Raw genomic sequence first — 17288 nt, 5'->3', positions numbered from 1 at the left:
GGGCGCCGATTCCGGCGCGGGTTGTCGTACCGAGTGCAACAATAGAGGGCAGAGAGGATTCCCAATGGAGTCGAAGAAGGGGCCGGGGCGCCCGCGCGCCTCGAGCGCCGCGACCATCCACGAGGCGGCGCTCGAGCTCTTCCTCGAGCACGGCTACGACGCCGTGAGCGTCGACGACATCGCGCGCCGCGCCGGCGTCTCGCGCGGCACGGTCTTCACCTACTGCGACTCCAAGGCCGACGCGCTCTGGGTCGAGCTCGACGCCGCGATCGGGCGGGCGGTCGCCGCGATCGATGCCGGAGGACCGGACGCGATCGACCGCCTCGTCGCGGCCCTCGCCCGCGCGGTCGAGCCCTGGAGCGCGACGCCGCCCGTCGTGCTCCGCGACGCCCGGGCGATGGGTGCCGAGCAGGCGCTGCGCGACGGCGCGCCCGCTCGCCTGCAGCCGCTCGTCGAGCGCGCCGCGCTCTCGCTCGCGCTCGAGCGCGACGCGCTGCCCGAGTCGGCGGATGCCGCGGTCGCCCCGGTCGCGATCGTCGCAGCGGCGTGCGCGACGCTCGTCGCGTGGGCCGGCACGCCCGGTCGACCGAGCGCATCCGACGCCCTGCGGTCGACGCTCGAGCCCATCGCCGCGGCATCACGGTTCCGCAACGATCCGCGCGGCTGACGGCCGCTCTGGAGCCCGCGGCGCATCATGTGGGCATGAGGCAGGCACCTCGCCCCCTGACGGTCGCCGCCGCCCTCCTCGCGGGAGCGGCGCTCGTGGGCTGCGGTGTCACCGCCGAGCCGCCCGTCACGGTCGTCTCGCCGCCCGAGCCGCTCGCCTCGCAGGGTCCCGCCCCGGCAGCCGAGCCCGCGGTCGCGAGGCCGCTCGCGCCGCCGCGAGCGGTGCCCGAGCCGCCAGCACCCACCGCGCACTACGCACTGCCCGAGGCCGCCGATGCGCCGACGCCCTCGCCGACGTCGTCCCCCTCGCCCACGCCATCAGCGCCCTCCACATCGCCCTCGCCCGCTCCGACGCGGCTCGTCGCGCTGCTGCCCGCCGCCTCGGCGCTCGCGCCGCTCAGCTGGTCGGACGGCGCCCAGGTGCGCAGCGCCCGCTGGACGGAGGTCGCCGCGGCCGCGACGGTCGCGCGCGGCAACGCGCTGCCGCACGTCGCCGCGGCGCGGTGGGCGGGCGGGGCGTGCGCGAGCGCGGCCGACGCCGTGGACGGTCGCGCGATCGATGCCGCGATCGTGTCGCTCGCGGCCGATCCCGCCTCCGGCAGCCCGATCGACCTCGTGCTCGTGCGCTACCCGAGTGCGAGCGCAGCCGGCGCCGCCGTCGCGGCGGTGCAGGCGCTCGGCGCGGCATGCGAGGGCGTCGGCACCCCGGACGGCACGCTCGGCAGCGCGACGCCGCTGCTCTCGGCGACCGCGGTGCTCACCGGTGACGCGGCGACGCTCCGGGCCGATGTGACGGGCGAAGGCGCGATGCTCATCGCCGTCGTCCACGAGGGTGCGCCGCCGGAGGCGATCGCCGCGCTCGTCGCGGCGCAGCTCGCGAAGCTCGGCTGAGCCGGCCGGCTCCACTCGACGCGCTCGCGGGCGCCCCGCTGAGTGACTGGCGCCTCCGCGACCTGAGTGGCGCCTCCGGCGTGTGAGGGGCGCCTCCGGCATGTGAGGGGCGCCTTCGGCGTGTGAGTGGCGCTTCCGGCGTGTGAGTGGCGCTTCCGGCGCGTGAGTGGCGTCTTCGGCGTGTGAGTGGCGCCTCCGACACGCGACGACGCCTCGGCTGCGGATGTCGACGTCCAGCGGCCCTTGTCCCGGGCCATCGCGCCACTCAGGTGCGGGAGGCGCCAGTCAGGTGCGGGAGGCGCCAGTCAGGTGCGGGAGGCGCCAGTCAGGTGCGGGAGGCGCCAGTCAGGTGCGGGAGGCGCCAGTCAGGTGCGGGAGGCGCCACTCAGGTGCGGGAGGCGCCAGTCTGAGCGGGCTCAGACGTCGAGGATGCGCCGCACCTCGGCGTCGAGCGGGGAGCGCGGGAGCGGCTCGCCGTCGACGCTCGTGACGTGCGCGACGAGCCGACCGGAGGAGAGCAGCCAGGCGCCGTCGGCGGTGCGCAGGTCGTCGGGCTCGAGCGGCGCGAACGCCACCTCGAGACCGGCGCCCGGCGCATCCCGCATGAGGTGCTCGAGCGTGATCGACGCGAGGATGCCGTCCTGCGACGGCGTCAGCAGCGCGCCTCCGCGGTCGACGACGAGCGTCGACGTGGGGCCCTCGAGCAGCCGCCCGGAGGGCGCGACGAAGACGACGTCGTCGAAGCCGTGCCGCACCGCGTGCCGCTTCGCCGCCATGTTGATCGAGTACGAGAGGCTCTTCGCGCCGGGCAGCAGCCACGGCATCGCCGCGACCTCGTCGCCGTCGTGCCCTCGCCCCAGCAGCGTGATCGCGACACCGCGCTCGCGCTCGGCGACGACGGATGCGGCGAGCGGCGCCATGAGCGCGAAGGCCGTCGGATCGCCGCCCGACTCCGGGCCGCGGGTGAGCACGAGCCGCACGAGCGCCTCCGGCTGCGCGTCGAAGTCCCACGCGGCGACGAGCGCGTCGATCGCGCGCTCGAAGCCCGCGCGGTCCGGCTCGGGCAGGTGCAGAATCTCGGCGGATCGCTCGAGGCGATCGAGGTGCGCCTGCCGGTCGCGCACGAGCGGCGCGCCATCGGCGCCGACGCGCACGAGGGCCGCGTCGAAGACGCCGTCGCCGCGCACGACGCCGAGGTCGTCGGCGCGCACGAGCGGCGCGGTGACATCGGCGAGCGTGCCGTCGAGCAGCGCCAGCAGCGGTGCGGTCATGCGGTCAGCGTACGGTCACAGGATGCCGGCGCACGGAAGCAGTGCGCCCGGCGCGGCGAGGGCCACGGACGCCGAGCGCAGGATCACGCTGAGGTCGTCGCGCGACGCGACCGCCTCGGCCATGCTGGCGATCGGCTCGTCGAGCTCGCGGAAGCTCTCCGCGAGCGCGACGCTCGTCGTCGAGGCGATGAACGCGTCGCGCATGGCGGGCAGCTCGGCGACCACCGCGTCGGCCGCGGCCCAATCAGGGGCCCCGTCGGCGGGCACCGCGTCGAGCACCTGCGACGAGCGGGTGACGATCGCGGCGAGGGCTTCGTCGGCGGCCGTGCACTCCGCGAGCGTTGGCGGGGGGAGCTCGTTCCCCGGATCGGTCGCGGCCGGCTCGCTCGGGGCCGGATCGGTCGGCGGTTGCGAGGGCGCGACCTGCGTGGGCTCAGGGGCGCTCGACGTCGCTTGCGGTGCCGGTGTCACGGGCGCCGGTGCCGCGGTCGGCAGCGGCGGCGGCAGCACGACGCAACCGGTCAGCGCCGCCGCCGCGACGACGAGCATGGCGAGCCGGCCGGCGCGCGCGCTCACGGGGTGCCCGCGCACAGCTGCTGCAGCTCGGAGACGCGCTGGCCGAGGTCGGAGAGGGCGGTGCCGATCCGCTCGATCGCGCCGAGGTCGCCGGTGCCGAGCGACTCCTGCGCGTCCTGCACGATCGCGTCCCAGCCGGACTGGATCTCGTCGATGCGCTCCAGCAGCTCGGGGTCGGTCACCTGCAGGTCGAGGTCGGCGACGCGACCGGAGATGTCGGCGAGGAGCGCGACCGCGCCGAACGGGTCGGTGCCGAGCATCTCGCCGACGCGCGGCACGTCGGCGGCGATGCCCCGCACGTCCGTGAGCAGCTGCGCGCACTGCTGCGCCTGGCTCTGCGCCGGCGGCTGCGTCTCGGCCGCGGGCGACGGCTCGGCCGTGGGCGTGGGCGGCGGGCTCGAGCACCCGCTCGCCACGAGCGCCGCGGCGACCACGAGGGCCGCGGCGGCAGTGCGGATGCGGGAGGCGCTCATGCGCCGAGGGTACCGCCGCGGGCCGTGCTGTGGCTGGTCGAGCCGCTCCGCGCCGGAGGCGCAGGGCGTGTCGAAACCCTTGCGGCCAGCGGGTGGGGGATAGCCCCCGCAAGCCTTCCGGGCATCCGCCGGGACGGAGGCTCCCGCCAGTCCTAGCGTGGAGCCATGCAACGAACCGGCACCATCCTCGCGACCGTCGCGCACCTCGCGCTGCTCGGCTCCGTCGGGATCCCCATCCTCACGACGATCCTCGTGCTCGCCGCGACCGGCATCCCCACGCTCCTCGTGCTCGTCGGCTTCCTGCTGCTCGCGCTCGCGATGCTCGGGCTCTTCGCCGTCGCATGGTTCGAGCGCGAGCGCGTCGCCGGCCTCTACGGCGCGCCGGTACCGCCCGCGGTGCTCCGCGGCTCTCCGCGCACCGACTGGCTGCGCATCCCGCACCGCCTGCTCCGCATCGTCTCCGACGGGCAGCACTGGCGGGCGATCCTCAGCTTCTTCCTCGCGAGCATCTTCGGCGCCATCACCCTGCCGCTGCTCGGCCTCGTCGGGCTCGGCGTGCCGCTCGCGCTCGCGGGCCTCGGCGACGCCGAGACCGTCACGGTGCCGCTCACGAGCATCCCCGTGCCCGTCGAGTGGGCGCCGCTGCTCGGCATCGTCGCGCTCGCGGGCGGCGTGGCCGGCACGATCGGCCTCGCGATCGCGCATCGCAACGTCACGCTCGGCCTGCTCGTGCCAGACGACCGCGAGCGCCTCGAGCAGGAGGCGCGCGAGGAGCGCGACCGCCGGCACGGCGCCGTGCGGGCCGCCGACCTCGACCGCACCCGCATCGAGCGCGACCTCCACGACGGCGTCCAGCCGCGGCTCGTCTCGATCGCGATGCAGCTCGGCATGGCCCGCGACCGCATCGAGGACGACCCCGAGGGCGCGAAGGCGCTCATCGACGAGGCGCACGCGTCGTCGAAGTCGGCCGTCACCGAGCTGCGCCAGCTCGCGAGAGGCATCCACGTGGCCGTGCTCGACGACCGCGGCCTCGACGCCGCCGTGTCGGCGCTCGCCGCCCGCAGCCCCATCCCCGTCGAGGTCGACGCGCGGATCGACCGCCGCTGCTCTCGCGACGCGGAGACGGCCGTCTACTTCGCGATCGCCGAGGCGATCACGAACGCGCAGAAGCATGCTCGCGCGAGCCGCATCCGCGTCGCCATCCGCACCCGGCAGGCGGCCGACGCCCCAGCGTCGCTGTGGGCGCGCATCGAGGACGACGGCATCGGCGGCGCGGAGCGGCAGCTCGGCGGCGGCATCGACGGCCTCGCCCACCGCGTCGCCGGCGTCGGCGGCACCCTGACCCTCACGAGCCCCGCCGGCGGCCCGACCGCGATCGAGGTGACGGTCCCGTGCGCATCCTGATCTGCGAGGACAGCGTGCTGCTCCGCGAGGGCATCGCCCGGCTCCTCACCGACGCCGGCCACGAGATGGTCGCCCAGCTGCCCGACGCGAGCGCGCTCGAGGCCGCGATCTCGGCCACCGACCCCGACCTCGCCATCCTCGACGTGCGGATGCCGCCGACGCGGACGAACGAGGGGATCCTCGCCGCGATCGGCATCCGCTCCCGCGGCGAGCGGCCCCGCGTGCTCGTGCTCTCGCAGTACGTCGAGGAGCGCTACGCCGCCGACCTCATCGCGAGCGGGCCGTCGGGCTTCGGCTATCTGCTCAAGGACCGCGTCGCCGACATCCGCGACTTCCTGAGCGCCGTCGAGCAGGTCGCGGCCGGCGGCACGGTGCTCGACCCCGAGGTGGTGAGCCAGCTGCTGGCACGCCGTCGTCGCGACGGCCGCATGGAGCGGCTCACGCCCCGCGAGCGCCAGGTGCTCGCCCTCATGGCGGAGGGATCGTCGAACCAGACGATCGCCGACCGCCTCTACATCTCCGCGGGCAGTGTCGAGAAGCACATCTCCGCGGTCTTCCAGAAGCTCGAGCTCGAGCCGGAGGACGGCAACCGCCGCGTCCTCGCCGTGCTCGCCCACCTCGACGCACCCCGCTCCACCGACCAGCGCGACGCCACCGGAGGCAACCGATGACCATCCCCACCACCACTCGGCCCGGCCGGTGGATCAGCATCCTCTTCATCGTCGTCGGCTCGATCGGCCTCGTCTTCGCGATCGGCGGCGGCGTCGTGCGCGGCGTCGCCGCGCACAGCCCGACGAGCCAGTCGTGGTCGGCCTCGGCCGACGGCATCGAGGCGCTCCGCATCGACAGCACGGCGGCGGGCTTCGAGGTGCGCTTCGACGACATCGACGAGGCGACGCTCGACGCCTCCACCGACGGCGGTCCCGTCCAGCAGTGGCAGCTCGCCCGCGAGGGCGCGACCCTGCGGGTGGCGACCGAGAACCGCTGGGGCTGGTGGGGCTTCGGCCGCTGGTTCGGCGACCGCGGCGGCGAGGAGCGCGTCGTGCTCACCCTCCCCGCCGAGCTCGAGCGCGCGGCGCTCGACCTCGACGTCGACGTCTCGGCAGGCAGCTTCGACGCCGATGCCGAGTGGGGCACCGCGCTCGTCGACCTCAGCGCAGGCAGCGTGAGCCTCGCGGGCGACGCCGCCTCCCTCGGGCTCTCCGTCTCGGCCGGTGAGGCGCGGCTCGACCTCGCGTCGAGCGGCGACGTGACGCTCGACGTCAGCGCCGGCCGCGTGATCGGCTCGCTCACGGGCGAGCAGCCCGCCTCCATCACCGCCGACGTCAGCGCCGGCAGCGTCGAGCTCGGCATCCCCGACGGCGCCTACGCCGTGACGCAGGATGTCTCGGCCGGCGACGCGACGATCGACGTCGACGACGACCGCGACGCGACCTCCACCATCGACGTCCAGGTGAGCGCCGGCAGCATCGCCCTGCGCGGCGAGACGCGGTAGGATCACTCCACACGCATCGATCCGGCCATCACCGGGGAGCGGTCGGGAGAACGGCGGCGACGCTCAGTAGATCCGAACGGGGCAGGCCCGTCACAGCCGCAGGCCCGGGTCTCCCGGGCGGAGCGGCGGCCCGGCAGCGGGCCGCAAGCGGGGTGGTACCGCGCGAGAGCGTCCCCGCATCCAGGAAGCAAGAGGATGCAGGAGACCAGCGTGACCGACCAGCGACCCACCCAGCAGGACCGCTACCCGCTCACCGGCGACGCGAGCGTCGTCGCCAGCCCGGATCTGCCGGCGATCGAGCAGGGCATCCTCGCCTTCTGGAAGGGCGACGAGACCTTCAAGGCGTCGATCGAGCAGCGCGAGGGCTGCACCGAGTGGGTGTTCTACGACGGCCCGCCGTTCGCGAACGGGCTGCCGCACTTCGGCCACCTGCTCACCGGCTACGCCAAGGACGTCTTCCCGCGGTTCCAGACGATGCGCGGCAAGCTCGTGCCGCGCGTGTTCGGCTGGGACACGCACGGCCTGCCGGCCGAGCTCGAGGCGATGAAGCAGCTCGGCATCACCGAGAAGGCGCAGATCGAGTCGATGGGCGTCGACGTCTTCAACGCGAAGGCGCGCGAGTCGGTGCTGCAGTACGTCGACGAGTGGCAGGACTACGTCACGCGCCAGGCGCGCTGGGTCGACTTCGAGGGCGGCTACCAGACGCTCGACCTCACCTACATGGAGAGCGTCATCTGGGCGTTCAAGACGCTCCACGACAAGGGCCTCGCCTACGAGGGCTACCGCGTGCTGCCGTACTGCTGGCGCGACGAGACGCCGCTGTCGAACCACGAGCTGCGGATGGACGACGACGTCTACCAGGACCGCCAGGACACGACGCTGACCGTCACGTTCCCGTTCACGGGCGAGCGGGCGGAGGCCCTCGGACTGTCGGGCGTCAGCGCGCTCGCATGGACGACGACGCCGTGGACGCTGCCGACGAACCTCGCGCTCGCGGTCGGTCCGGCGGTCGAGTACGCCGTCGTGCCCGCCGGCCCCGAGGGCACGACCGCGAGGGAGGGCGACTTCCTGCTCGCCACCGCGACGATCGCCGGCTACTTCAAGGACCTCGGCTACGGCTCCGCCGAGGATGCCGTCGACGCCGTCTCGCGCACCCTCACCGGCGCCGAGCTGGCGGGCGTGCGGTACGAGCCGATCTTCGACTTCTACGCCGACGCATCCGTCTGGGGCACCGAGCACGCGTTCCAGATCCTCGTCGACGACTACGTCGCCACCGGCGAGGGCACGGGGATCGTGCACCAGGCGCCCGCGTACGGCGAGGACGACCAGCGCGTCTCGAACGCGGCGGGCATCCCCACGATCATCTCGGTCGACGACGGCGGCCGCTTCCTCGACGCCGTCGCACCGGTCGCGGGCATGCAGGTGTTCGACGCCAACAAGCCGCTCTCGAAGCTGCTGAAGGACGCCGGTCGCGTGCTGCGCCAGGCCTCGTACGTGCACTCGTACCCGCACTGCTGGCGCTGCCGCAACCCGCTCATCTACAAGGCGGTCTCGAGCTGGTTCGTGCGCGTCACCGAGATCAAGGACGACCTGCTCGCGGCGAACGAGCAGATCAACTGGGTGCCCGACAACGTGAAGCACGGCCAGTTCGGCAAGTGGCTCGAGGGCGCTCGGGACTGGTCGATCAGCCGCAACCGCTACTGGGGCAGCCCCATCCCGGTGTGGAAGAGCGACGACCCGAACCACCCGCGCATCGACGTGTACGGCTCGCTCGACGAGCTCGAGCGCGACTTCGGCGTGCGCCCGACCGACCTGCACCGCCCGGCGATCGACGAGCTGACCCGGCCGAACCCCGACGACCCCACCGGCCGCTCGACGATGCGGCGCATCCCCGACGTGCTCGACGTGTGGTTCGACTCGGGCTCGATGCCGTTCGCGCAGTTCCACTACCCGTTCGAGAACGAGCAGTGGTTCGCCGAGCACAGCCCCGCCGACTACATCGTCGAGTACATCGGGCAGACGCGCGGCTGGTTCTACGTCATGCACGTGCTCTCGGTCGCGCTCTTCGGCCGGCCGGCGTTCGAGAACGTCATCAGCCACGGCATCATCCTCGGCGACGACGGCTTCAAGGCGTCGAAGTCGCGCCGCAACTACCCCGACGTCAACGAGGCGTTCGACGCCTACGGGTCGGATGCGGTGCGCTGGCACCTGCTGCAGGGCTCGATCCTGCGCGGCGGCAACTTCATCGTCTCGGAGGAGGGCATCCGCGAGGCGCTGCGGCAGTTCCACCTGCCGCTCTGGTCGACCTGGTACTTCTTCGCCACCTACGCCAACCGCGCGAGGGGCGGGCAGTCGTACCTCGCGCAGCGCTCGACGACGTCGACCGACGTGCTCGACCGCTACATCCTCGCGAAGCTGCGGAAGACCGTCGAGACGGCGACCGCGAGCCTCGAGCGGCTCGACGCGACCGGCGCGACGCTCGCGGTGCGCGAGCTGCTCGACGTGCTCACGAACTGGTACGTGCGGCGCTCGCGCGACCGCTTCTGGGTGGGCGTGGCGGAGGACGGAGCAGGAACCGAGGCGTTCGACACGCTCTACACGGTGCTCGAGACGCTCGCGCGGCTCGCCGCGCCGCTCTCGCCGCTCGTCACCGAGCAGGTCTGGAAGGGCCTCACGGGTGGCCGCTCGGTGCACCTCACCGACTGGCCGGATGCATCCGACCTGCCCGCCGACGACGTGCTCGTCGCGCAGATGGATGCCGTGCGCGCGATCGCGAGCGTCGGCAACGCGCTGCGCAAGCAGGCCCGCAAGCGCGTACGACTGCCGCTGCCGACCCTCACCGTGGTGGGTGACGTCGACGTGGCGCCCTTCGCCGCGGTGCTGCAGGACGAGCTCAACGTGCGCGAGGTCGTGCTCGAGCCCGCCGGGCCCGACGCGCTCGAGCGCTACGGCATCTCCCGCCGGCTGCAGGTGAACGCCCGCGCCGCCGGTCCGCGCCTCGGCAAGGACGTGCAGCGCGCGATCCAGGCCGCTCGGGCTGGCGACTGGACCCTCGAGGCCGGCGCGGACGGCGCAGAGTCCGTCGTCGTCGGCGGCATCGTGCTCGAGCCCGGTGAGTTCGAGCTCGTGCTCGAGGTGGCCGACGAGACGGCGGCCGTGGGCTTCCTGCCCGGCGGCGGCTTCGTCGTGCTCGACACGGCGACGACGCCCGAGCTCGAGGCCGAGGGCCTCGCCCGCGACGTCGTGCGGGCCGTGCAGCAGGCGCGCAAGGAGGCAGGGCTCGACGTCTCCGACCGCATCCGCCTGTCGCTCGGCTCCGATGCGCACGGCGTCGCCGCGCTCGAGGCGAACCGCGCGCTCGTGGCGGGGGAGACGCTCGCGACCGAGCTCACGCTCGACCGCGTCGACGACACGATGGGCGAGCTCGCCGACGGCCGCACCGCGCACCGCGTGGGCGACGGCTCGCCGCTGGCGATCACGATCGAGAGGATGGGCGCATGACGGCCGAGCTGGACGGCGCCGAGGGCGTCGACGACCTGATCCTCGAGTCGCTCGAGCACCGCGAGGCGGCCGAGGCCGCGTACCAGGCGCTGCTCGAGCGCGCGGGCGAGGCCGCGGTCGAGCCGCGCATCGAGGCGACGCGCCGCGCCGTCGAGCTGCTCGGCGACCCGCAGCGCGCCTTCCGCGTCATCCACATCACCGGCACGAACGGCAAGGGCTCGACCGCGCGCGTCATCGATGCGCTGCTGCGCGCCCACGGGCTGCGCACCGGGCTGCTGACGAGCCCGCACCTCGAGCGCGTCAACGAGCGCATCGCGATCGATGGTGAGCCGGTCTCCGACGAGGCGTTCGCCCGCAACTACGACGACGTCGCCCCGTTCCTCGAGATGGTCGACGCCGAGCTCGAGGCCGCGGGGGAGCGGCGGCTCACGTTCTTCGAGGCCTTCACGGTGCTCGCGCTCGCGACCATGGCGGATGCGCCGGTCGACGTCGCGGTGCTCGAGGTCGGCATGGGCGGCACGTGGGACTCGACGAACGTCGCCGACGGCGACGTCGCCGTCATCACGCCGATCGCGCTCGACCACACGAACCGGCTCGGCACGACCGTCGAGGCGATCGCCCGCGAGAAGGCGGGCATCATCAAGCCCGACGCGATCGCCGTCTCGGCCGCGCAGTCGTCCGAGGCGCTCGCGGTGCTCGAGGCGCGCGCCGAGGAGGTGGGCGCGCGGCTGCTCGTGGAGGGCCGCGACTTCGCGCTCGCCTCGCAGGCGGTCGCCGTCGGTGGCCAGCTCATCACGGTGCGCGGCATGGCGGCGGAGTACATCGACCAGCTCGTGCCGCTGCTCGGCGCCCACCAGGGCGCGAACGCGGCGCTCGGGCTCGTCGCCGTCGAGGCGTTCCTGGGCGGCGGCACCCAGCCGCTCACGGCGCAGGTGCTCGCCGAGGGCTTCGCCGCCGCGACGTCGCCGGGACGCCTCGACGTCGTGGGCGCGCATCCGCTCGTCGTGCTCGACGCCGCGCACAACCCGCACGGTGCGGCCGCGCTGCGCGCCGCGCTCGGCGAGGTCTTCGGCCTCGAGCGCGTGACGCTCGTGCTCGGGGTGCTCGTGGGCAAGGACGTGACCGGCGTGCTCACCGAGCTCGAGCCCCTCATCGACGAGGTCGTCGTCACGCAGTCGACCTCCGAGCGCGCGCTCCCGGCCGACGACCTCGCCGCGCAGGCCGTCGCGGTGCTCGGCGCCGAGCGCGTGCTCGTCGAGCCCGAGCTCGGTGCCGCGGTCGAGGCGGCTCGCGAGGCGGCTGCCGATCGCGACGGGGCCGTCGTCGTGACGGGCTCGATCACGCTGCTCGGCGACGTGCTCGGCCACGCGCGCGAGCAGGGCTGGCTGCGCAGGCCGGACGCCCGCCGCCAGGCTGCGACCGTCGAGATCACCGACGAGGAGCGCTCGTGAGCCCGCGCGAGCGTCCCGCGCGCGGTGCGATGGAGTCGCTGCTGCGCATCGTCCACGGCCTCGAGGCCGCCGGCATCGCGTTCGGCGCGCTCGCCGTCTGGGGCGTGACGCGCGACTGGCCGGGGCCTGTCGCCTTCGGGGCCGTGGGCGTGCTGCTCATCGCGACGATGCCGCTGCTGCGCCACGCGTGGGGATGGTTCGTGAGCCTCGGCGTGCAGGTCGCCCTCGCGGCGCTCACATGGTTCGAGCCCGTGTGGGGCGCCGTCGCGCTCGTGCTCGTCGGCCTCTGGATCTTCTGCTTCGTCAAGGCCCGCCAGATCGAGCGGCGCCGCCGGGCGAGCGGCCTCGACCCCCGCGGAGCCCCGGGCGCCTGACGGCCGCCCCGCCTCCCGCCAGTGAGTGGCGCCTCCGGCGTCTGAGTGGCGCCTCCGGGAGGTGAGTGGCGCCTCCGGCAGGTGAGCGGCGCCTCCCCGCGGATCTCTCGACCGTCGACGGCCTCGACCGTGCTGCCCGTTTCCGACCAGACTCGCATCTCGACAGACGGATGCGTCAGTCGCCACTCAGGTGCGGAAGGCGCCACTCAGGTGCGGAAGGCGCCACTCAGGTGCGGAAGGCGCCACTCAGGTGCGGAAGGCGCCACTCAGGTGCGGAAGGCGCCACTCAGGCGCGGAAGGCGCCACTCAGGTGCGGAAGGCGCCACTCAGATGGCGCTCGCGCAGCGCCCAGCGGGCCCCGACCGCCTCGGTAGGCTTGGCGGCATGCAGAGCACCCTCGTCCTCATCAAGCCCGACGGCGTCAAGCGCCAGCTGACCGGCGCCATCCTCGCCCGCATCGAGGCGAAGGGCTACGTCGTCGCCGACCTCAAGCTCGTGCAGCCCGACCGCGCGCTGCTCGAGGAGCACTACGAGGAGCACCAGGGCAAGCCGTTCTTCGAGCCGCTCGTCGAGTTCATGCTCTCGGGGCCGTCGGTCGCGATCCGCCTCGAGGGGGACCGCGTCATCGAGGGCTTCCGCTCGCTCGCCGGCACGACCGACCCGACGACCGCCGCGCCCGGCACCATCCGCGGCGACCTCGGCCGCGACTGGGGCCTCAAGGTGCAGCAGAACCTCGTGCACGGCTCCGACTCCGAGGAGTCGGCGGCGCGCGAGCTCGCGCTCTGGTTCGCCTGACGCCTCCGACCCGCGCCGCTCCGTCGAGCTTCCCCGAACTGCGGGTCTCGAGCTCGAACTCCCGCGGTTGAGGGAGGCTCGGCGGATCGCTAGAAGGCGAAGAGGTACCGGGGGATGCCCGGGAGCACGAGCATGATCGTCACGACGAGGATCACCGCGAGGGCGAGCGAGAGCACCCAGCCCCACGACGAGAAGCGCGCGGCGCTGCTCCGCAGCCCCGCGGGCGCGGGCAGTCCGCCGGCGCCGAGCGCCCAGACCCACAGCGGGAACGCCATCGCGTACATCGCGAGCCACACCAGGAAGCACCACGGGCACACGAAGCCCAGCACGAAGATGGACTGCTGCGCGAGCCACAGCACGAGCACCATGCCGCCGAGCACGCCGATCGAGAAGACCGTCCACACCCACCGCGGCATCGCGACGCGACCGAGCGTGAGGGCGCCCATGATGATCGGAGCGGGGAACGCCATGAGGCCGAGGAACGGATTCGGGAAGCCGAACACCTCGCCCTGGTTCGACTCGATCGCACCCGAGCACGACAGGAACGGGTTGAGGTCGCAGCCGAGCGCCTCATTGGGGTGGAGCAGCAGCTCGATGCGCTCTACCGAGAGCGAGAACGCGCCCAGCAGCCCGAGGAGGCCCGTGATGATGAGCAGCACGCCGAGCCACGCTGGCGCGGCGATGTGGGCGGGTCGAGCGGTGTTCATGGAGCCTCCTGCGCCCCATCCAACCAGCACCGGCGCCCTCGCAGATGCGAGCGCGACCGGCTCGGGCCGCGCGCGGCGGGTGTCGCGATGAGCCTCGACGGGGCGACGCTCGCCGCGTTCACCGCCGGGGTGATCGTCATCGTGCTGCTGCCGGGGGCGAACAGCCTCTACGTCGCGACCACCGCGCTGCGGGCAGGCAGGCGCGCGGGATTCCGCGCCACGCTCGGCGTGTTCCTCGGCGACGCGATCCTCATGGTGCTCGCGGTGCTCTCTGCGCAGGCGCTCTCGTCGAACCCGATCGTCTTCCGCATCCTCACGTGGGCGGGCGCCGCCTACCTGTGCTGGCTCGCGATCGGGCTCGTGCGCAGCGCGGTCACGCGCATCCGGGTGAAGCTGCGGGACGGCACCGAGCCCGCGCCCTCCGAGAACCCCACGCATCCGCCCACCGCGCCGAACCCGATCATCGCCCAGCCGCGGCTCGCTCCGTTCCGCACCGCGCTCGTCACGAGCCTGCTCAACCCGAAGGCGATCCTGTTCTTCGCGTCGTTCTTCGTGCAGTTCATCGACCCGGGCTCGCCGACCCCGCTCGGCGACCTGCTCGTGCTCATGCTCATCCTCGAGGCGGCATCGGCGCTGTACCTCGCGGCGGTCGTGCTCATCGGCGCGAGGATCGGTCGCAGGGTGCAGCCGCTCGGGTGGCTCGCGATCGTCTCGACGCTCGTCGCCGCGGTCGCGTTCGTCGCGCTCGCGGTGCGGGTCGCGCTGCCCTGATCCTCGGGCGCGCGTGGGGTAGACTTCCCCGCAGCGCGCCCGACGGGCGCACGCCAAGGTTTTCCGGGCAGCACGACTGGCCCGGGCCATCCCCGCGAGGGGATGTCAGGAAGGATTCGCGCCGGGTGCGCCCGGTCGCGAGCGAGATGGCGACCGGCGGCGCCGGTTGCGGCAGGAGCGCGCCAGCGATGGTGGACAACGACACGACCCTCCCGACCGAGAACACCGCGGTCGAGGCACAGGACGACGCACAGACCGAGAGCCAGACCGGCGACGCTCGCGTCGACGGCGGCGGGGCCGAGGCACCCTCGAAGCCGAAGCGCAAGCGGGCGACGACGCGCAAGGCCGTCGCGGATGCGCCCACGGGCGACGGCGCGGAGCCTCCCGTCGACGCCGTGCAGGCCGAGACCGCGGACAGCGCTGCCACCGAGCCCCAGGGCACTGACGCCCGGGGTGCTGACGCGCAGCCCGCTGACGCCGACGCTGCTGAGGCGCAGCACGCTGATGAGCAGCGCGCTGGCGCCGAGGAGCCGGGCCACGAGCCCGGCCTGACCGACCCGGGCAAGACCGACGCAGTCGGGGACGACGCCGCTGCCGGCTCCCACGCATCCGACGGTGCACCCTCCGACGACCCGCGCGCTGCAGCCCTCGCGCTGCCCGAGCTGCCCGCCGGACCCTTCGGCCTGCTCTTCCACGCACCCGACCTCGCGGCGCTGCCCGCCCTGCCGGCGCTGCGCGACGACGAGGGCGACGACGACGATGACGACGACCAGCCGGGCAACCGGCGCGGCCGCCGCTCGCGGTCGCGCACCACCCGCTCGAGCTCGCGCGAGACCGAGGACGAGAAGCCGCTCATCACGGAGCCGCAGAAGGTGCGCGGCTCGACCCGCCTCGAGGCCAAGCGCCAGCGCCGCCGCGAGGGCCGCGACGCCGGCCGACGCCGCACCGTCGTCACTGAGACCGAGTTCCTCGCGCGCCGCGAGTCGGTCGACCGCCAGATGATCGTGCGCTCGAAGCACGACCGCGTGCAGCTCGCGGTGCTCGAGGACGGCGTGCTCGTGGAGCACTACGTCGCGAAGGCCTCCGAGTCGAGCCTGATCGGCAACGTCTACCTCGGTCGCGTGCAGAACGTGCTGCCGAGCATGGAGGCCGCCTTCGTCGACATCGGCCGCGGCCGCAACGCCGTGCTGTACTCCGGCGAGGTCGACTGGGACGCTGCCGAGCTCGAGGGCCAGCCGCGCAAGATCGAGCTCGCCCTCAAGCCCGGCGACACCGTGCTCGTGCAGGTGACGAAGGACCCGGTCGGCCACAAGGGCGCGCGGCTCACGAGCCAGATCTCGCTGCCTGGCCGCTACCTCGTCTCGGTGCCCGGCGGCTCGATGAACGGCATCTCGCGCAAGCTGCCCGACACCGAGCGCGCGCGCCTCAAGAAGATCCTCAAGCAGGTGCTGCCCGAGGGCGTCGGCGTGATCGTGCGCACGGCCGCCGAGGGCGCCACCGAGGACCAGCTCACGCGCGACGTGGAGCGCCTCACCCGCCAGTGGGAGCGCATCCAGCAGCAGGTGAAGACGGGCACCGCCCCGCAGCGCCTGCACGCCGAGCCCGATCTGCTCGTGAAGATCGTCCGCGACGTCTTCAACGAGGACTTCCACAAGCTCGTGATCCAGGGCTCGGAGGCGCTCACCACGATCCGCGAGTACCTCGAGGCGATCGCGCCCGACCTGCTCGACCGCGTCGAGGCCTACGAGGGGACCGACGACCCGTTCTCGCACTTCCGCATCTCGGAGCAGATCGACAAGGCGCTCGACCGCAAGGTGTGGCTGCCCTCGGGCGGCTCGCTCGTGATCGATCGCACCGAGGCGATGACGGTCGTCGACGTGAACACCGGCCGCTTCGTCGGCGCCGGCGGCAACCTCGAGGAGACCGTCACCAAGAACAACATCGAGGCGGCGGAGGAGGTCGTCCGGCAGCTGCGCCTGCGCGACATCGGCGGCATCATCGTCATCGACTTCATCGACATGGTGCTCGAGTCGAACCGCGATCTCGTGCAGCGGCGCCTCATCGAGTGCTTGAGCCGCGACCGCACGAAGCACCAGGTGGCGGAGGTCACGAGCCTCGGGCTCGTGCAGATGACCCGCAAGAAGCTCGGCCTCGGCCTGCTCGAGGCCTACTCGGAGTCGTGCGAGGTGTGCGCCGGCCGCGGCGTCATCGTGCACCACGAGCCGATCTCGCGTCCGCAGCGCCAGCAGCAGGCCGAGAACGGCGGCGGCAACGGCCGCAGCCGCCGCGGCGGACGGGGCAAGCAGTCCGACGGGCAGCAGCCCGAGCAGCACCAGCAGCAGCAGCCGACCGGCGGCACGCACGCGATCACCGAGGACCTCCGCAAGGGGCTCTCGCAGATCGCTGCCGCAGGCAAGGGCAAGCCCGAGGGGGAGCAGCAGAGTGGCGGTCAGGCCGGCGGCCAGCCGAGCGCCGAGCCCGACACGCAGCAGCTCGGCGAGCGCGGCACCCAGGAGAGCGGTCAGGAGAGCCGTGAGCAGCGCGATGGTCAGCGGGGCGACCGCGGTGGCCAGCAGCGCGAGCGCGACGGTCGGTCGCGCCGCGAGCGGGGCGGCCAGCCCAGCAGCGAGCCGAGCGAGCAGCCGAGCGGCATCGTGACGCCGTCGAAGGCGGCCGTCGAAGCCGTCGCTGCCGAGCCGATCGTGACGATCCTCGACATCCCGGTCGAGCCCGTGCTCGAGCCGTCAGCGCCCAAGGCGTCGCGCGACGACCTCGACGGGCTCCTCGGCAGCGCGCTCGACGCGCTCGCGACGCCCGCGCCGGGCACCGGCAAGGCCGCTCGGCGCTCGCGCCGCGCTTCCTCGGGCGTCATCACGGCGAAGCCGGACGAGCAGCGCTGAGCGCCTCGCGCTG

Annotated in this window: 15 protein-coding genes; 11 read left to right on the top strand and 4 right to left on the bottom strand. The window is 73.7% G+C overall.

Features of this window, described 5'->3' with window-relative positions:
* Positions 1–64 precede the first annotated feature (64 nt).
* Complete coding sequence (locus tag ABD106_RS03885) at positions 65–667, top strand: TetR/AcrR family transcriptional regulator (protein WP_343917484.1); 603 nt, start codon at positions 65–67, stop codon at positions 665–667.
* Positions 668–702: 35 nt separating this feature from the next.
* Positions 703–1557: a hypothetical protein gene (locus ABD106_RS03880; protein ID WP_343917482.1), complete on the top strand. Its 855-nt coding sequence runs from the start codon at positions 703–705 to the stop codon at positions 1555–1557.
* Positions 1558–1973: 416 nt separating this feature from the next.
* Here ABD106_RS03880 and ABD106_RS03875 read toward each other — a convergent pair whose 3' ends face one another.
* Genes ABD106_RS03875 through ABD106_RS03865 form a run of 3 tightly spaced genes read right to left on the bottom strand, consistent with a single transcriptional unit; the run spans position 1974 to position 3877 of the window.
* Positions 1974–2828, bottom strand: a complete 855-nt coding sequence (locus ABD106_RS03875) for an aminotransferase class IV (protein WP_343917480.1) — start codon at positions 2826–2828, stop codon at positions 1974–1976.
* Between the two features lie 15 nt (positions 2829–2843).
* On the bottom strand, positions 2844–3404 hold the full coding sequence (locus ABD106_RS03870; protein ID WP_343917478.1) for a hypothetical protein: 561 nt from the start codon (positions 3402–3404) through the stop codon (positions 2844–2846).
* A complete protein-coding gene (locus tag ABD106_RS03865; RefSeq protein WP_343917476.1) occupies positions 3401–3877 on the bottom strand; it encodes a hypothetical protein in 477 nt (158 codons plus the stop codon). The genes ABD106_RS03870 and ABD106_RS03865 overlap by 4 nt, the downstream gene beginning before the upstream one ends.
* 165 nt (positions 3878–4042) lie before the next feature.
* Here ABD106_RS03865 and ABD106_RS03860 point away from each other — a divergent pair, with 165 nt between their 5' ends.
* The 7 genes from ABD106_RS03860 (at position 4043) to ndk (ending at position 12897) form a co-directional block, all read left to right on the top strand.
* Positions 4043–5281 carry a sensor histidine kinase gene (locus ABD106_RS03860; RefSeq protein WP_343917474.1) on the top strand — a complete coding sequence of 413 codons (1239 nt, stop codon included), beginning with the start codon at positions 4043–4045 and terminating at the stop codon, positions 5279–5281.
* Positions 5269–5952: a LuxR C-terminal-related transcriptional regulator gene (locus tag ABD106_RS03855; protein WP_343917472.1), complete on the top strand. Its 684-nt coding sequence runs from the start codon at positions 5269–5271 to the stop codon at positions 5950–5952. Before ABD106_RS03860 ends, ABD106_RS03855 begins: the two co-directional genes overlap by 13 nt.
* A complete protein-coding gene (locus ABD106_RS03850; RefSeq protein WP_343917470.1) occupies positions 5949–6776 on the top strand; it encodes a DUF4097 family beta strand repeat-containing protein in 828 nt (275 codons plus the stop codon). The genes ABD106_RS03855 and ABD106_RS03850 overlap by 4 nt, the downstream gene beginning before the upstream one ends.
* A gap of 195 nt (positions 6777–6971) precedes the next feature.
* Entirely contained in the window at positions 6972–10277 is a 3306-nt protein-coding gene (gene ileS, locus ABD106_RS03845; protein ID WP_425545707.1) for an isoleucine--tRNA ligase, read from the top strand.
* Positions 10274–11728 (top strand): bifunctional folylpolyglutamate synthase/dihydrofolate synthase, encoded by a 1455-nt coding sequence (locus ABD106_RS03840; RefSeq protein WP_343917468.1) that lies wholly within the window; start codon positions 10274–10276, stop codon positions 11726–11728. The genes ileS and ABD106_RS03840 overlap by 4 nt, the downstream gene beginning before the upstream one ends.
* Positions 11725–12102, top strand: coding sequence for a DUF4233 domain-containing protein (locus ABD106_RS03835; RefSeq protein WP_343917466.1), 378 nt, complete (start codon positions 11725–11727; stop codon positions 12100–12102). Before ABD106_RS03840 ends, ABD106_RS03835 begins: the two co-directional genes overlap by 4 nt.
* A 384-nt stretch (positions 12103–12486) precedes the next feature.
* Complete coding sequence (gene ndk / locus ABD106_RS03830; protein ID WP_343917464.1) at positions 12487–12897, top strand: nucleoside-diphosphate kinase; 411 nt, start codon at positions 12487–12489, stop codon at positions 12895–12897.
* A gap of 89 nt (positions 12898–12986) precedes the next feature.
* Here ndk and ABD106_RS03825 read toward each other — a convergent pair whose 3' ends face one another.
* On the bottom strand, positions 12987–13604 hold the full coding sequence (locus ABD106_RS03825) for a vitamin K epoxide reductase family protein (RefSeq protein WP_343917462.1): 618 nt from the start codon (positions 13602–13604) through the stop codon (positions 12987–12989).
* A gap of 87 nt (positions 13605–13691) precedes the next feature.
* On the opposite strand from ABD106_RS03825, the gene leuE reads away from it, so the two are divergent.
* On the top strand, positions 13692–14375 hold the full coding sequence (gene leuE, locus ABD106_RS03820; RefSeq protein WP_343917460.1) for a leucine efflux protein LeuE: 684 nt from the start codon (positions 13692–13694) through the stop codon (positions 14373–14375).
* 188 nt (positions 14376–14563) lie between these two features.
* Positions 14564–17275 carry an Rne/Rng family ribonuclease gene (locus ABD106_RS03815; RefSeq protein ID WP_343917458.1) on the top strand — a complete coding sequence of 904 codons (2712 nt, stop codon included), beginning with the start codon at positions 14564–14566 and terminating at the stop codon, positions 17273–17275.
* The last annotated feature ends 13 nt before the right edge of the window (positions 17276–17288 follow it).

The organism is Agrococcus citreus (assembly GCF_039527715.1).
Lineage (GTDB): Bacteria > Actinomycetota > Actinomycetes > Actinomycetales > Microbacteriaceae > Agrococcus > Agrococcus citreus.
Note: the sequence above shows the minus strand (reverse complement) of the source record. Positions and strands in the feature narration are given on the sequence as shown.

Excerpts from the sequence above, each read along its gene's own strand:
- ndk (WP_343917464.1), top strand. The coding sequence starts at position 12,487 with ATGCAGAGCACCCTCGTCCTCATCAAGCCCGACGGCGTCAAGCGCCAG.
- ileS (WP_425545707.1), top strand. The coding sequence starts at position 6,972 with ATGCAGGAGACCAGCGTGACCGACCAGCGACCCACCCAGCAGGACCGC.
- ABD106_RS03875 (WP_343917480.1), bottom strand. The coding sequence starts at position 2,828 with ATGACCGCACCGCTGCTGGCGCTGCTCGACGGCACGCTCGCCGATGTC.
- leuE (WP_343917460.1), top strand. The coding sequence starts at position 13,692 with ATGAGCCTCGACGGGGCGACGCTCGCCGCGTTCACCGCCGGGGTGATC.
- ABD106_RS03815 (WP_343917458.1), top strand. The coding sequence starts at position 14,564 with ATGGTGGACAACGACACGACCCTCCCGACCGAGAACACCGCGGTCGAG.
- ABD106_RS03885 (WP_343917484.1), top strand. The coding sequence starts at position 65 with ATGGAGTCGAAGAAGGGGCCGGGGCGCCCGCGCGCCTCGAGCGCCGCG.
- ABD106_RS03880 (WP_343917482.1), top strand. The coding sequence starts at position 703 with ATGAGGCAGGCACCTCGCCCCCTGACGGTCGCCGCCGCCCTCCTCGCG.
- ABD106_RS03860 (WP_343917474.1), top strand. The coding sequence starts at position 4,043 with ATGCAACGAACCGGCACCATCCTCGCGACCGTCGCGCACCTCGCGCTG.
- ABD106_RS03850 (WP_343917470.1), top strand. The coding sequence starts at position 5,949 with ATGACCATCCCCACCACCACTCGGCCCGGCCGGTGGATCAGCATCCTC.
- ABD106_RS03825 (WP_343917462.1), bottom strand. The coding sequence starts at position 13,604 with ATGAACACCGCTCGACCCGCCCACATCGCCGCGCCAGCGTGGCTCGGC.
- ABD106_RS03840 (WP_343917468.1), top strand. The coding sequence starts at position 10,274 with ATGACGGCCGAGCTGGACGGCGCCGAGGGCGTCGACGACCTGATCCTC.
- ABD106_RS03865 (WP_343917476.1), bottom strand. The coding sequence starts at position 3,877 with ATGAGCGCCTCCCGCATCCGCACTGCCGCCGCGGCCCTCGTGGTCGCC.